General features: G+C 71.4%; 12 protein-coding genes and 1 pseudogene. 8 read left to right on the top strand and 5 right to left on the bottom strand.

What is annotated here, in order from left to right:
- Nucleotides 1-35 precede the first annotated feature (35 nt).
- From ACZ466_RS51225 to ACZ466_RS51190, 8 genes are read left to right on the top strand one after another with little or no spacing between them, the layout of a single operon-like run.
- Nucleotides 36-1,472, top strand: coding sequence for an MmgE/PrpD family protein (locus ACZ466_RS51225; RefSeq protein ID WP_378282853.1), 1,437 nt, complete (start codon nt 36-38; stop codon nt 1,470-1,472).
- Nucleotides 1,469-2,002, top strand: coding sequence for a MaoC family dehydratase (locus ACZ466_RS51220; protein ID WP_378282854.1), 534 nt, complete (start codon nt 1,469-1,471; stop codon nt 2,000-2,002). The genes ACZ466_RS51225 and ACZ466_RS51220 overlap by 4 nt, the downstream gene beginning before the upstream one ends.
- Entirely contained in the window at nt 1,999-3,255 is a 1,257-nt protein-coding gene (locus ACZ466_RS51215; protein WP_378282855.1) for a CaiB/BaiF CoA transferase family protein, read from the top strand. Before ACZ466_RS51220 ends, ACZ466_RS51215 begins: the two co-directional genes overlap by 4 nt.
- Nucleotides 3,256-3,267: 12 nt before the next feature.
- Nucleotides 3,268-4,431: an acyl-CoA dehydrogenase family protein gene (locus ACZ466_RS51210; protein ID WP_378282856.1), complete on the top strand. Its 1,164-nt coding sequence runs from the start codon at nt 3,268-3,270 to the stop codon at nt 4,429-4,431.
- Nucleotides 4,432-4,490: 59 nt separating this feature from the next.
- On the top strand, nt 4,491-5,687 hold the full coding sequence (locus ACZ466_RS51205) for an alpha-hydroxy acid oxidase (RefSeq protein ID WP_378282857.1): 1,197 nt from the start codon (nt 4,491-4,493) through the stop codon (nt 5,685-5,687).
- A 29-nt stretch (nt 5,688-5,716) separates the two neighbouring features.
- On the top strand, nt 5,717-6,553 hold the full coding sequence (locus ACZ466_RS51200; RefSeq protein WP_378282858.1) for an amidohydrolase family protein: 837 nt from the start codon (nt 5,717-5,719) through the stop codon (nt 6,551-6,553).
- 15 nt (nt 6,554-6,568) lie between these two features.
- Complete coding sequence (locus ACZ466_RS51195) at nt 6,569-8,200, top strand: thiamine pyrophosphate-binding protein (RefSeq protein WP_378282859.1); 1,632 nt, start codon at nt 6,569-6,571, stop codon at nt 8,198-8,200.
- A 44-nt stretch (nt 8,201-8,244) separates the two neighbouring features.
- Nucleotides 8,245-9,552 carry an MFS transporter gene (locus ACZ466_RS51190; protein WP_378282860.1) on the top strand — a complete coding sequence of 436 codons (1,308 nt, stop codon included), beginning with the start codon at nt 8,245-8,247 and terminating at the stop codon, nt 9,550-9,552.
- A 466-nt stretch (nt 9,553-10,018) separates the two neighbouring features.
- On the opposite strand, the pseudogene ACZ466_RS51185 reads toward ACZ466_RS51190, so the two are convergent.
- The 5 genes and pseudogenes from ACZ466_RS51185 to ACZ466_RS51165 form a co-directional block, all read right to left on the bottom strand.
- Nucleotides 10,019-10,406 (bottom strand): annotated as a pseudogene (locus ACZ466_RS51185) (transposase); the annotation flags it as partial.
- Between the two features lie 215 nt (nt 10,407-10,621).
- On the bottom strand, nt 10,622-10,855 hold the full coding sequence (locus tag ACZ466_RS51180; protein ID WP_378282861.1) for a hypothetical protein: 234 nt from the start codon (nt 10,853-10,855) through the stop codon (nt 10,622-10,624).
- Between the two features lie 391 nt (nt 10,856-11,246).
- On the bottom strand, nt 11,247-11,579 hold the full coding sequence (locus tag ACZ466_RS51175; RefSeq protein ID WP_378282862.1) for a 2Fe-2S iron-sulfur cluster-binding protein: 333 nt from the start codon (nt 11,577-11,579) through the stop codon (nt 11,247-11,249).
- A complete protein-coding gene (locus tag ACZ466_RS51170; RefSeq protein WP_378282863.1) occupies nt 11,576-13,249 on the bottom strand; it encodes an FAD-dependent oxidoreductase in 1,674 nt (557 codons plus the stop codon). The genes ACZ466_RS51175 and ACZ466_RS51170 overlap by 4 nt, the downstream gene beginning before the upstream one ends.
- A gap of 28 nt (nt 13,250-13,277) precedes the next feature.
- The gene (locus ACZ466_RS51165) at nt 13,278-14,606 is read right to left on the bottom strand and encodes an aromatic ring-hydroxylating oxygenase subunit alpha (RefSeq protein WP_464042230.1); all 1,329 of its coding nucleotides are present in this window, start codon (nt 14,604-14,606) and stop codon (nt 13,278-13,280) included.
- Nucleotide 14,607: the final 1 nt, after the last annotated feature.

The following is a 14,607-nucleotide window of genomic DNA, read 5'->3' as shown; positions in this document are numbered from 1 at the left end:
GCGGGTGACCCGTCAGGCAGGAAGGACCGTGGTAGATGAGTCACTCGGCGGAGTCGGTGTCACAGCGGCTCGCTCGGTTCGTCGTCGCCCTGGACGTTGAGGGGCTGCCGGCGGACGTCCGGGCCGCGGGCGCGCTGCACGCCCTCGACGCGATCGGATGCGGGGTCGCGGCCTTCGCCCTCGGGGAGGCGCCGTACGTGTCGGCCGCCGCCGACGAGGCGGGGGTCGGCGGGCCCAGCACCGCGATCGGCGGCCGCGGGCTGCCCTCGACCGAGGCCGCGATGATCAACGGGACGCTGTGCCACGCCCTGGACTTCGACGACACCCACCCGGACTCGGTCGTGCACGTCAGCGCGGCCGTGACCCCGGCCGCGCTCGCCGCGGCCGAGGCCCACGGCGCGTCCGGCGCCGACACGCTGGCCGCGATCGTGGCGGGCAACGAGGTGTCGACGCGCGTCGGCGCCGCCGCGGGAGGGGTGTTCCACAAGCGCGGCTTCCACCCGACGGGGATGGCCGGGGTGTTCGGGGCGACGGCCGCAGCCTGCCGGGTCCGCCGCCTCGACGCGGATCGCACCGCCCACGCTCTCGGGATCGCCGGCAGCATGGCCGGCGGCCTGCTGGAGTTCCTCGCCGACGGCGCCGAGACCAAGAAGCTGCACCCCGGCTGGGCCGCCCAGGCGGGACTGACCGCGGCCCGCCTCGCGGCCCACGGAGGCACCGGCCCCGCATCGGTCTTCGAGGGCGCCCGCGGGTACTACGCCACCTACGCGCACGGGTTCGGTGAGGCGCTCGGACGGCTGGAGGCGCTGGTCGGCGAACTGGGCACGGTGTGGGAGACCCCGCGGATCGCGATCAAGCCCTACCCCGCCTGCCACTACGCCCACGCACCCGTCGACGCGCTCCGCGAGATCCTCGCCGAGCACCCGATCACGCCGGAAGAGGTCGACAGCATCACCGCCTTCTCCGACGAGACGGGCGTGGCGCTCGTGCTGGAGCCGGCGGCGGACAAGGTGCGCCCGCGCACGCCCTACGACGCCAAGTTCAGCCTCCCGTACTGCCTGGGCGCCCTGCTGGTGCACGGCAAGGTCGACGTGACGAGCTTCCTGCCCTCGGCGGTACGGGACGAGCGGGTGCTCGCGCTCACCCCGAAGGTGGGCTACGAGCTCAAGCAGTACTCGCCGCGTCCGGACTCCTTCGGCGGCGGTGTCACGTTGCGCACCACCGACGGGCGCACCCACACAGCGGAGTTGCGCTACCAGCGGGGAGGCGAGGAGAACCCCATGTCCGTGGACGAGATCGTCGCGAAGTTCCGGGCGAACGCCGCGCTGGGCCTGGACGCCGACGGCGTCGCAGTGCTCGAAGGCGGCGTGCTCGGCCTGGGCGGCGCGGGCGACCTCGGCTTCCTCTCCGTCCTGGGCGCGGTGTCGCAGGCACCGTCGTCCCCCGGCGCCATGGCGGGGGTGCGGGCATGACGACGCCGCGTCCAGGGCGGTTCCTGGAGGACTTCGAAGTGGGGGCGGTCTACCGGCATCCGCTGGGCCGCACCATCTCCGAAGCGGACAACACCTGGTTCACGCTCCTGACGATGAACACCCACCAGTCGCACTTCAACGCCCACTACTCCGAGGGAACGCCGTACGGACGGCCGCTGGTGAACTCCGGTTTCACGATCGCGCTCGTGCTGGGCCAGACCGTGTCCGACATCAGCCAGAACGCCGTCGCCAACCTGGAGATGACCGACATCCGGCTGACGCACCCGGTGTTCGTCGGGGACACCCTCTACGCGGAGTCCATCTGCACAGGGGTGAGGGAGTCGAAGTCGCGTCCCGACGTCGGCATCGTCTCCACCTACACGCGGGGGCTCAACCAGGACGGCGAGAAGTGCCTGTCGTTCCGGCGCTCGGTGATGGTGAACCGCCGCTCCTCCGCGACGGCCGGGACGCCCTTCCCCGAGCCGCGTGCGGGCGCGCTCACCCTGGACGGCCTGGAGGAACGGCCATGAGCGGGGGGCGGCTGCCGCTGCAGGGGCTGCGGGTGATCGCCGTCGAGCAGTACGGCGCGGGCCCGTTCGGCTCGCTGCACCTGGCCGATCTCGGCGCCGACGTGATCAAGATCGAGGACCCGGCCGTGGGCGGTGACGTCGGCCGGTTCACCCCGCCCTACACCACCGGAACCCAGCCCGGAACCCAGGCCGGTGCCGAGGACCGCGGGCCGGACTCGCTGTTCTTCCAGAGCATCAACCGCAACAAGCGGTCCGTCGTGCTCGACGTCCGCAACCCCTCCGGAAGGGAGGTGTTCGAACGCCTCGTCGCCAACGCGGACGCGGTCTACTCCAACCTGCGCGGCGACGTCCCGGAGAAGCTGGGCATCACCTACCGGCAACTCGCCCACGTCAACCCGCGGATCGTGTGCTGTTCGCTGAGCGGGTTCGGGATGAGCGGGCCGAGGCGGAGCCAGCCGGGCTACGACTACCTGCTGCAGGGGCTGGCCGGCTGGATGAGCCTCACCGGGGCCCCCGACGGGCCGCCGACGAAGTCGGGCGCCTCGCTGGTGGACTTCGCGGGCGGTGTCACCGCGGCACTGGCACTGCTGGCCGGGGTGCACGGGGCGCGGGAGACGGGGATCGGCACCGACTGCGACGTCAGCCTCTACGACACCGCGATCTCCATGCTGAACTACCTGGCCGCCTGGCATCTGACCGCCGGGCACGAGCCCGCGCGCACCGCGAACTCCGCCCACCCGAGCCTGGTCCCGTTCCAGAACTTCCGCACCGCCGACTCCTGGATCGTCGTCGCGTGCCCGAAGGAGAAGTTCTGGCGGCGCCTGGTCACGGCGCTGGGCGAGCCCGAGTGGGGCGCCGACCCGCGGTTCGGAGACTTCGCCGGGCGCGCCGACCACCGCGAGGAGGTGCTGGGGCTGGTGCAGAAGGCACTGATCGCCCGCACCACCGCCGAATGGCTTCCGCTGCTCGAAGAGCACGGGGTGCCGTGCGCGCGGGTGAACACCGTCCCCGAGGCCCTGGCCGAGGAGCACTCCGCCGCCCGCGGCCTGGTGCTGGAGGTCGACCACCCCGTATGGGGCCGGGTCCGCCAGGTCGCCACGGCCGCCCGGGTCGGCGAACCCCGCGACCGGCACCGCCGCGCGCCCGCGCTCGGGGAGGACAACGGTGCCGTCCTCACCGACCTGTGCGGCTACACCCCCCGGGAACAGGACGCCCTGCGCGCCGCCGGGGCTTTCGGGACCACCGAGAACTGACAGGACGAGAGCATGGACTTCGCACTCACCGACGAGCAGCGCCAGTTCCGCGACAGCGTGCGGGCGTTCGTGGACAAGGAGATCATCCCGGTCGCCCGGGACGCCGAGCACTCCGGCCGATACCCGACCGAGATCGTCGAGACGATGAAGGGACTCGGCTTCTTCGGCGCGCTCATCCCGGACGAGTACGGCGGGATGGACGTCGACTTCGTCTCCTACTCCCTGCTGTTCGAGGAGATCGCGCGGGGCTGGATGGGCATCGCCGGCATCCTGGGCAGCCACACCCTGGCCACCTGGATGATCAACCGGCACGGCACCGAGGACCAGCGGCGCCGCTACCTGCCCGAGCTGGCCACCGGCGCCCGCCGCACCGGCATCGCCCTGACCGAACCCGACGCGGGCAGCGACCTCCAGGGCATCACCACCCGCGCCCGCCGCGACGGCGACCACTACATCGTCACCGGCACCAAGACCTGGATCACCAACGCCCGCTTCGCCGACCCGCTGCCCGTCCTGGTCAAGACCGACCCGAAGGCCGACCCGGCGCACCGGGGCATGAGCATCCTGCTCGTCGACGCCGCCAGCCCCGGTTACGAGGTCGCCCGCGACCTGCCCAAACTCGGCTACAAGGGCCCGGAGAGCTGCGAGGTCACGCTGGACGAGGTCCGCGTGCCCGCCGCGAACCTCCTCGGCGGCACCGAGGGCAGGGGCCTGCAGCAGGCGCTCTCCGCGCTGGAGGTCGGCCGCATCAACGTCGCCGCCCGCAGCCTCGGCATCGCCCAGCGCAGCTACGACGAGTCCCTGGCCTACTCCCGCGAGCGCCGCACGTTCGGCAAGCCGATCGCCGAGCACCAGGCCATCCAGCTCAAGCTCGCCGACATGGCCACCACCCTGCAGGCGGCGCGGCTGCTCGTCCGCTGGGCCGCGGTCGCCAAGGACGACACCGACCGCGCCGACCTCGAGACCGGCATGGCCAAGCTGTTCGCGTCCGAGGTGGCCGTGACCGCCGCGCAGGACGCGATGCGCATCCACGGCGGCTACGGCTACTCGCAGGAGTACGAGGTCGAGCGGCTGTTCCGCGACTCCATGCTGATGAGCATCGGGGAAGGCACCAGCGACATCCTGCGCACCGTCATCGCCAAGGCCGTCGTCTCCGGACGCGGCAAGGTCACCTGACCCCGCGGCACGCGACCGCGACCCCCGCCCCACATTCGCCGCTCATACAGGAGCCCCCTTTGGAACTCTTCGGCTTCGACGTCCGGTGGACACTGCCGGAACGGCTGCTGAGCATCGAGGACTACCGGCGCGCCGCGCGGAGGCGGCTGCCGGCGATGGTGTGGAACTACATCGACGGCGGCGCCGACGACCTCGTCACACTGCGGGACAACCGCTCGGCCTTCGACCGGTGGTCACTGGTCCCCGGCGTCCTCAAAGGGATCGAGGACCACGACACCGCCGCGACCGTCGCCGGCATCCCGCTGGCACTGCCCGTGCTGCTGGCACCGACCGGCGCCTCCGGCATGGCGCACTGGAGGACGGACCTGCTCGCCGCCGCCGTCGCCGAACGGATGGGCACCCGGTACGTGGTCAGCACGGCCTCGTCCTGGTCGCTGGAGGAGATCGCCGAGGCGGCCCGCGAAGCCCACCTGTTCCAGCTGTACCCGCGCGCCGGCACGGTGACCTCGTCGCTGATGCGCCGGGCCTGGAGCGCCGGCTACCGGACGATGATGGTCACGGTCGACGTCCCGGTGAAGGGCAGCCGCGAAGGCGAACGCCGTACCGGGATGCGCGGCAACGGCCTCCCGCCCATCCTCACCCCGCGCACCGCGCTGAACTTCGCCCGCCACCCCCGCTGGACCTACGACGTGGTACGCCACCAGCGGTTCGGCGGCTACAACTTCGTCGAGCAGACCGGGATCGCCGCGGCCGTCGAGTCCCTGCACATCCAGGAACGCGAGCTCATGCAGTCGACGCTGAACTGGGACGACGTCGCCTGGATGCGGGACCAGTGGAAGGGCGCCCTCTACCTCAAGGGAATCCTGAACCCCGAGGACGCCGAGCAGGCCGTCCGCCTCGGATTCGACGGCGTCGTGGTGTCCAACCACGGCGGCCGGCAGCTCGACTTCGCCCCCGCCAGTCTCGACGCCCTGCCCGACGTCGCGGCGGCGGTCGGCGGTAAGGCCGAGGTGCTGCTGGACGGCGGCGTCAGACGGGGCAGCGACGTCGTCAAGGCGCTCGCGCTCGGCGCGTCCGCCGTCATGATCGGCCGCCCGTACCTGTACGGCGTCGCGGTGTCCGGTGCCGCGGGCGTCCGGCACGTCCTGGAGATCCTTCGCGAGGAGATCGTCCGGACGCTCACCCTCATGGGCGTCGCGTCCGTCGGTGACCTCGACCGCTCGTCGGTGACCCCGCGCCACCACGAGTTCAAGTAGCGCCTGATCCCATGAAGGGAGCCACCCCCATGTCCCTGGTCATCGACGCGCAGGTCCATATCTGGGGACCTTCGACCCCGGAGCGGCCGTGGCCGCCCGGTCACGGCGAGCCCCAGCGCGCCGAGCCCCTGTCCGGCGACGAACTGCTGTCGGACATGGACCGGTGCGGCGTGCACCGGGCGGTGCTGGTGCCGCCGTCGTGGCAGGGCGACGGCAATGACTTCGCGCTGGAGGCGGCGCGCGCGCACCCGGACCGGTTCGCCGTCATGGGCCGGTTCGACGCGCTGAGCGCGCCCCGTCCCGAAGCACTGGAGACCTGGTGCGACGACCCCGCGATGCTGGGCGTCCGCCTGACGCTCCACACCGAGGACGGCATCCGCGCCCTGGCCCGCCGGGAACTCGACTGGTTCTGGAGGGCGGCCCAGGAGCACGCGGTCCCCGTCATGATCTACGCCCCCGGGAACCTCGCCGCCGTCGACGACCTGGCACGCCGGTTCCCGCGCCTGGTGCTGACGGTCTGCCACGCGGGCCTGCCGCTGGAGGACCTGGGCGACCGCGTCTGGGCCGAACTCGAACATCTCTGGCCCCTGGCCGAACACGACAACGTCGCCGTCAAAGCCGCGTCGCTGCCGTACTACGTCCGCGAACCCTGGCCGTTCGCCGAGCTGCAGGGGGTCGTGCGCCGCATGGTCGACGTCTTCGGGCCGCGGCGGGTGTTCTGGGGATCGGACCTCTCCCGCCTGCCCTGCGCCTACGACGACCTCGTGAGGTTCTTCCGCGACCTGGACTTCCTCTCCGCGGACGAGCGCGACCAGGTACTGGGTCGCGGCATCGCGGAATGGCTGCGCTGGACGACCGACGACTGAGGAGAGGCTCCACCCATGACGATCAAAGGCCACCACTGCGTCGCGCGAGCGCTGCGCGACCACGGAGTCGACACCGTCTTCGGGCTGCTCGGCGACGCCAACATGCTGCACGTCCACGACTACACCGAGCACGAGGGCGGCACCTTCGTGTCCGCCGTCGACGAGCGCGGAGCGGTCAGCATGGCCGACGGCTACGCCCGCATCCGCGGCACGGCCGGCGTCGTGACCGTCACCCACGGCCCCGCCACGACCAACACGATCACGGCGCTGGTCGAGGCGGTCCGCGCCGACAGCCCGATCCTGCTGATCACCGGCGATCCGGTCAGCAAGCGCTACTTCCCCCAGGAGATCGACCTGGAGGGACTCGCCCGGCTCTCCGGCGCCGACTACTGGCGCGTGCGCACCCCCGAGCACCTCGTCGACGACCTCGCCATGGTGCTGGCCAAGGTGGAGCTCACCCGGCGGCCCCTGGTGCTGAACATCCCGTTCGACTTCCAGTTCGCCGACCTGGAGTACGCGCGATCACCGTTCCGTCCGGTGGAACCCCAGGTCACAGGACCTGACGAGGCGGCACTGGACAGGGCCCTCGGCGTGCTGGCCAGCGCCCGGCGCCCGGTCGTGGTCGCCGGACGGGGAGCGGTGCTGGCCGACGCGGGCAAGGAGCTGGTCGGGCTGGCCGACGCTCTCGGCGCGCCGCTGGCGAGCACCGCCGGAGCCAAGGACCTCTTCTCCGGGCACCCGTATGACATCGGCATCATCGGCACCGTCGCCCGGCCGAAGGCTCTCGACGTGATCAACTCCAGCGACTGCCTGATCGTCTTCGGGGCGGGGCTCAACGACCACACCACCGTCGGCGGCGCGCTGCTGCGGGACAAGGCGATCGTCCGCTGCGACCTGCGCCCGGAGAAGCTGCTGCGCGCCACGCCCGCCGATGCGGTGGTCCTCGGCGACGCCAAGGCCATCGCCACCGAGATGCTGGACCGCCTCAGGGAGGCGGAGCTGGAACCCGGCACCTGGCGGATCAGCGCCCTCGGGCCGGCCGGCATGCCCGGCGTGCCCGTGAGCGAGGACTTCACCGACCGGAGCGGCCCCGGCGGCATCGACCCGCGCACGGCGATGATCAGGCTGGACGAGATCCTGCCCCGGCCGCGCCAGGTGGTCACCGACGTCGGCCGCTTCGTCACCGCACCCTGGCGCTACCTGCACGCCGACGCGGGGACCCGGTTCTTCCAGACCGGAGGGAACTGGTCGTCCATCGGCCTGGGAGTCGCGGCGGCCATCGGAGCCGCGTCCGCCGCCCCGGACCATCTCACGGTCGCGGTGGTCGGCGACGGCGGCGGAATGATGGGGATCGTCGAGTTCTCCACGGCCGTGCGCAACCGCATCCCCTTCCTCCTCGTCGTGGTCAACGACCGGTGCTACGGCGCGGAGTACCCGAAACTCATCAACCACGGCGTGGACCCCGACTACGCCAGCCTCGGCTGGCCCAGCCTGGCGGGCGTCGCCCGCTCGCTCGGCGGGGCGGGGCACACCGTGCGAACGCCGGCGGAGCTCGACGCGGCCGTCGCGGCGATCCGGCACCCCCTCGACACCCCCACGCTGATCGAGCTCGAAGTCGATCGGCGCATCGAACCCTCGGAAAGCTGACCCCCTACTCGCGTATCGCCCCACCCTGAACGAAGGCGACAGCAATGGCACTCACCGCAGAGACGGACGCCGCAGGCGCGCGTTCGCACGAGAACTCACGAAGATCACTCATCGCCTCGTCCATCGGCAACCTGCTCGAATGGTACGACTTCGCCGCCTACGGCTACATGGCCGTCGTCATGGGCTCGCTCTTCTTCCCCAGCGGGAGCGAGGCCACCTCCCTGCTGCTGTCGTTCGCCACCTTCGGTGTCGCGTTCGCCATCCGCCCGCTGGGCGGTGCGATCATCGGCCCGCTCGGTGACAAGATCGGCCGCCGTACCGTCCTGTGCATCGTGGTGCTGGGGATCTCGGCGGCCACCTTCGCCATGGGGCTGCTGCCGACCTACGCCTCGATAGGGATCGTGGCGCCGATCCTGCTCGTGCTGCTGCGCATGGTCCAGGGCTTCTGCGCGGGCGGCGAGGTCGGCGGGGCGATCACCTTCGTCGCGGAGGCCGCCCCGACCGCGCGGCGCGGCTACTACGCGAGCTGGATCCAGTCCTCGGCCGTGCTCGGGTTCTTCCTGGGCCTGTCGACGCCGACGGTGCTCAGCGCGGTCCTGCCGGGGGACGCCCTGGAGTCGTGGGCCTGGCGGGTCCCCTTCCTCGTCGCCGGACCGCTGGGCCTGATCGGCCTCTACATCCGGCTGAAGCTCGAGGAGACCCCGAACTTCAAGGAGCTCGAGGAGTCCGGCAAGGTCGCCGACAGCGTGACGCGCGAGGTCTTCGGCCGCAGCTGGGGCAACATCTTCCTGGCCGCCGGGATCGGTATCCCCCTCCAGATGGGGTACTTCATGATCCTCACCTACGTGCCCTCATACCTGAAGACCGCCCTGGACTACAGCTCGACCACGGCCTACTTCGCGACGGGCACGGCCATCGTGGCCGACCTCCTCGTCATCCCGTTCGCCGCGGTCCTGTCGGACCGGGTGGGCCGCAAGCCCGGCATGCTGGTCGCGGCGATCGCGTTCGTCGTCGGCGCGGTCCCCCTGTTCATGATGATCCAGGGCGGTGGGATCCCCGCGTTCGTCGCGCTCGGTATCCTGGGCGCGCTGCACGGCGTCTACCTGGGCTTCTGCGGTGCCGCCCTGGCCGAGATCTTCGCGACCCGCAACCGCTACGGCGGCCTGTCGGTCGGGCACAACATCGGCGCCGCGGTCTTCGGCGGGGCGACGCCGTTCATGGCGACCTTCCTCGTCGACCGGACCGGCAACAATCTGATGCCGGCGTTCCTCATCCTCGGCTGCTGCCTGCTCTCGCTCGTCGCGATCTTCGCGATGAAGGACAGAGCCGGCCAGCCGCTCGTCCAGGAGTGACCACCAGTACCAGGACGGCAATGACTCGGGCTCGGAATCCGCCGGATTCCGAGCCCGAGTTTCGTGGCGGCGCCCCAGCCTGCAGAGAACGGGGACGGAGTTTCCTCCGTCCGCGAGACCGCGTGTCCGATCTCGCCGAGGCGACAGCCCTGTCCCGCCGGGCGATCGTCACCTCGACGAAGTCGGCCGCCGGGTCGGTCACCTGGGCGGCATCGCCGGCGCGCCTGGTTCATTACGAGCGTGACCACGGCAGCGCGCGGACCATGGTGTCCTGGACCACGCCGTCGGCGTGCCCGACCACCTTGCGGACAAGGGGCAGGAACTCGTGCACGGGCCGCCGTGTGCCCCGGCCCGCGCGGCCATGACCAGCCGACGCCGGTCCGTCCGGAGATCCTCTGCTCGCGCACGGATGACAGAAAACCGCCACACTGCCCCAAATCCACGACGGTCGCGGCCCCGTCCCGTGGAAGGCGTGCTTGTCGCCTTGCTCGCATTTGGCGGCGCGTTCGTCCTCGATGTTGACGATGGCCAGCCACAGCGGCTTGACCACGGCGTCGTGGTGGGGAAGTGTCCGCGGGCCTTGGTGAGTTCAGCGACTCGATCCCGTTGGTGGTGCAGAGCAGCCTGCGGACCGGGCCGGTGAAGGCGAAGAACGGCGTGAAACGGTCCCAGGCGTCCTCGAACACCTTCACCGCCTGCGGATACCTGCGATCCAGATCTGTGCCCGCGAACTCGGCCAGGGCCTCCAGCGCGGCGTCGATCGCGGTGTAGACCTTCTTCAGCTCCTTGGCCACCGCGCCGGCATCGCGACGGGCGACCGGCCGCAGCGCATTCCTGATGAGATGGACCACACAGACTCCCGTTGTCAACCTGCGGGGCTGAAAAAGGCTGGTGGGATGGGGGCGGAGGCTGGACAGGCAAAGAGCCCGCGGAGCGGTGCGCCGCGCGGGTGGTCTTTGGGGCGGGGGTTAGGCCGCACTGTCGTCCTGCTTGGCGGTCAGGTACTTGTCGGGGTCATAGGGGACGTGGTCGGTCCAGCAGCGCCAGAGGACGCGGGCCCAGCGGGAGCTCAGGCCGCGCAGGGCGCTTCGCCGTGGCCGCGGGCGCGTGCGTCCTCGTAGGCATGTCTGGCCCAGTCGGCTTCACGGGTGGAGGTGAAGGCCCACCAGTCGATGGCATGGCGCATGCGCTTGTTCGCGGCGTAACGGAAGCGGACTTGGTGCATCCGGCCGGGGGCGCGGGCCGGGGCCAAGCCGGTCTCCGCCAGCAGCGCCGCCGGTCCGGCCGAAAGCCAGATCGTCACCTACCGACGGGTGAAAACGACCGGGTCGTCTCCGCGTTCTCCGCACTGATCGCCTCACCTGGAGCGCGCACCCACCACGTCCACCACCGCGCCAAGGGCGGACGGCACGCCGCCGCCCTCCGCCACCCACCACTGCCGCTTGACTCTTACGGCCATCGGATGTCTTGAGCCACTCTCGTCGGCGGCTGTGGCCGGCACGCGTGCCGTTGAATGAGCCAGCCCGGCGGGCGGCAGGTGTAACTCGGGCGACCCCTGGCCACAGGCTTGTTGATCTTGGCCGCAGACCGCGATCAACGCCACTGATCCAACAAGCTGGAGTCCTCTCTGCTCATTGCGGCTGACACAGAGAGGTGCCGAAACCGTCCAGTCACACATGAGCCGCTCGCCTGGTTCACCGGGGCTCGCGTCGTACGCCGGTCTTGCGCACGGTGACGTTGCCGGTCGCCTGTGCCCGGCAGGCGAGCCTGAATCGGGTGGGGTCCTGGCGGCGGGGGAGGCGGTCTTCGATGGTGGCGCGCTCCTCCTCATCGGGGGGAGTCAGGTGCTCGGTGCCGCTGATCACCTCGATGTGGCAGGCCGCGCAGGTCGCCTGGCCGTGGCACGCCGTGGGCCAGCGGTAGCCGAGGCGCCAGGCGGCCTCGATGATCGTCTCTCCGGGCAGGGGTTCGAGGTCGGCTCCGATGGGGTCGACGTGCACCACCGGCCTCCGGTGCTCTCCGGTCACGTCTCCGCTCCGGCGAGGCGCGCGGCGTGCTTCATGGCGATGTGGGAGAAGACGAAACTGGCGCCGATGCTCGCGCCCGCCCCTGGGTAGGCGCGGCCCATGAGGGACGCGGTGCAGTTCCCGGCGGCGTAGAGGCCGGGGATCGGGTCGCCGTCGTTGTCGAGGACGCGGGCGAACTCGTCGCACAGGAGGCCGCCGCTGGTGCCCACGTCGCTGGGATAGAGCTCGACCGCGTAGAACGGCGGCTTGTCGACGGGGGCGAGCGAGGCGTTCGGCTTGTTGCCGTAGTCGCCCTGGTACCGTTCGTGGGCGCCTTCGCCGCGACGGAACTCCGGGTCCCGGCCCTGTTCGGCCGCCGCGTTGAAGCCCTGCACCGTGGCGGCCAGCCCTGCCGGGTCGATGCCGCAGGTCTGGGCGAGTTCCTCCAGAGTGTCGGCCTTCCTCACGTAGCCGTTGGTGAGCCACTCCCCGGGAATGCGGGGCCGGAAGCCGAACAGGTAGCGAGCGCGGTGGCGGGCGTCCATGACGAGCCAGCTCGGGATGGCGTCGCCGTCGGTGTTGTGCGCGTACATCCGCCGGCCGGCCTCCATGTACGAGACCGCCTCGTTGAAGTAGCGCCGGCCGGCCCGGTCGACGATGATCGAACCGGGCTTGCAGCGCTCGGCGTTGACCGGGCTGGGGCGGCCGCCGGGCTGGACGGAGGCAGGGATCCACCAGGCCTCGTCCATGAGGTCGACCGCGGCGCCGATGCGCATGGCGGCCTGAATGGCCTCGCCGGTGTCACCGGGATTGGCGACGGTCCAGGTTCCGTCGTTGGGCTGCCTGGAGTACCGCTTGCGCATCTCCGGGTTGCGGGCGAACCCGCCCGAGCTCAGAAGCACGGCGTGGCGGGCGCGTATCCGCACGGTCTCGCCGTTCCGCTCGGCGACGACGCCCGCGACACGGCCGTCCTCCACGATCAGGTCGACCAGCCCGGTGCCCGTCCAGACCGAGGCGCCGCTCGCGAGGGCGGCCTTGAGGGTCTGGGCGACCAGTGCCGCGCCGTTGGCGAGCCGTCCCTCGCGCCTGAGCCGGCCGGCGGCGGTCCGGACGGCGACGCGGGCGGCGACGCCGGCGGCCCTCGGCCGCCGCTTGATGAGCTGCAGCGTGGCCGCCTCGCCCGTCATCACGACGATCCCGAGCGCGGCGGTCATGCCCGGCATCAGCGTGTCGAACCACGGCCCGAGTTCCCTGCCGGCGGTCACCGCGGGTTCGATGGAGCGACCGCGGACGCTGCCGCCGCGGATGCCCGCCACCCCCGCGTAGTAGTCGCTGTACCCCTCGCACCGGACGAACCGCAGGCCCCGCTCCTGGAGGAAGCGGACCATCTCGGCCCCTTCGGTCACATAGGCGGCGCGCCGCTCGCGCGACGAGGCGGGGCCGGCGTCGCCGACCACGGAGTCGAAGTAGGCCAGGGCGTCGTCCAGGGAGTCGGGGACGCCCTCGGCGCGCATGAGCGGGTTGTCGGGCAGCCACAGGACGCCGCCCGACATGGCCGTCGAGCCGCCCAGCAGCGGCTGCTTCTCGATCAGCAGCGTTTCCAGCCCGTTCGCCGCCGCGGTCAGGGCGCCGCACAGGCCGCCTCCCGATCCCACGACGACGACGTCGGTGACGTGCTCCGCATCGGACACGGTGAACCTCCGGGGGGGACGAATCGCCTCAGCGGGCGAGGTGCCGGTCGAGTTCGACGTGCATGTTGCTGATCGCCCGCTCCCATTCGGTGGCGAGGCGGTGCTCGCGGTGGCCGCGGGAATGGACGCCCCGCTGCTGGCGGGCGATGTTGCCGAAGTCCTGGCGCGGGATCAGGCCCCAGTTGTCGGTGTCATCGGGCGCGAACCGGCCCTTGAGCGCGGCCCTGCCGGGTTCCTCGCCCTCGGGGTACATGGTCAGGGACCACACTTCGAACCGGCACTGCTCGGGGTCGTCGCCGTGGGGCCGGACCCGGTACGAGAGCGCGTTGCCGAACTGCGGAAGGATCATGAAGTTCGGGAACAGGAACACCTGGCCGCCCCACAGCCGCACGCCCTCCGGCGTCGGGCGGAGCGGGATGCCGGCGCCTTCGGCGTAGTCGAACAACGCCTTGATCGCGGCCGTGGCGAAGTCCTCGCCGGGCGGGACCCGGTTCTTCACCCCCCGGAAGACGTGCAGGTCGCGTTCGAGCGTCATCGCGTCCTGGCCCTCCCACAGCGTCCGAGACCGTTCCAGGAACGCCTCCGCGCCCCGCCCCTGGGAGACGCCGCCGGCCGTGGGGTCGAACCGGCCCTGGAACCGGGCGTGGCCGTTGCCGAAGGCGGTGTACTCGACGTTGCCGGTCGGGTAGTCCTCGCCCAGGCCGAAGGTGAGCTGCGGGTGCGTGGCCGCCACGTGGTAGCCCTCGTGGAACGCTTCCTGGGCCATCTTCCAGTTCGCGTTGAGGATGGTCTCCTTCCACCACCACACTCGCATGTGCTCGGCGCCGACCGCGTCCAGCAGTTCCGCCGCCGGTGACAGCGCCTCCCGCAGCGGGCGGGCGTCCGGGTCCATGTTGATCCAGACGCAGGCGCCCCAGGTGTCGACCTGGCACTCGCGCAGCCGGATGTCCTCCGGGCGCAGGCACTCCGGGGCGAATCCGTCCGCGCCGTACACGAAGGAGTTGCTGCCGTCGAGGTTCCAGCGCCAGCCGTGGAACGGGCACACGATCTGCTTGCCGGTGAGCCGCCCGGAGCCCTCGCACAGCTGCGTCGCCCGATGGCGGCACGCGTTGTGGAACGCCTTGACCGACCGGTCGTCCTGGCGCACCACCAGGATCGACTGGTCGCAGATCTCGTACTCGACGAAGTCCCCCGGACGCGGGATCTCCTCCAGCCGGCACGCCATCTGCCAGACGCGCGGCCACAGGTGCTCCTTCTCGAGCTCGAAGAACTCCCGGTCGTAGTAGCGCTCGCGCGGAACGCGCAGCGGGTCGCGCATCGCGAACGGGACGGGCCGGGGCTCGTGGGTGGCGGCCATC

It is taken from the genome of Actinomadura rugatobispora, from assembly GCF_055379765.1.
This window is presented reverse-complemented; position numbering and strand designations above follow the sequence as displayed.

Excerpts from the sequence above, each read along its gene's own strand:
- ACZ466_RS51225 (WP_378282853.1), top strand. The coding sequence starts at position 36 with ATGAGTCACTCGGCGGAGTCGGTGTCACAGCGGCTCGCTCGGTTCGTC.
- ACZ466_RS51220 (WP_378282854.1), top strand. The coding sequence starts at position 1,469 with ATGACGACGCCGCGTCCAGGGCGGTTCCTGGAGGACTTCGAAGTGGGG.
- ACZ466_RS51215 (WP_378282855.1), top strand. The coding sequence starts at position 1,999 with ATGAGCGGGGGGCGGCTGCCGCTGCAGGGGCTGCGGGTGATCGCCGTC.
- ACZ466_RS51210 (WP_378282856.1), top strand. The coding sequence starts at position 3,268 with ATGGACTTCGCACTCACCGACGAGCAGCGCCAGTTCCGCGACAGCGTG.
- ACZ466_RS51200 (WP_378282858.1), top strand. The coding sequence starts at position 5,717 with ATGTCCCTGGTCATCGACGCGCAGGTCCATATCTGGGGACCTTCGACC.
- ACZ466_RS51195 (WP_378282859.1), top strand. The coding sequence starts at position 6,569 with ATGACGATCAAAGGCCACCACTGCGTCGCGCGAGCGCTGCGCGACCAC.
- ACZ466_RS51190 (WP_378282860.1), top strand. The coding sequence starts at position 8,245 with ATGGCACTCACCGCAGAGACGGACGCCGCAGGCGCGCGTTCGCACGAG.
- ACZ466_RS51165 (WP_464042230.1), bottom strand. The coding sequence starts at position 14,606 with ATGGCCGCCACCCACGAGCCCCGGCCCGTCCCGTTCGCGATGCGCGAC.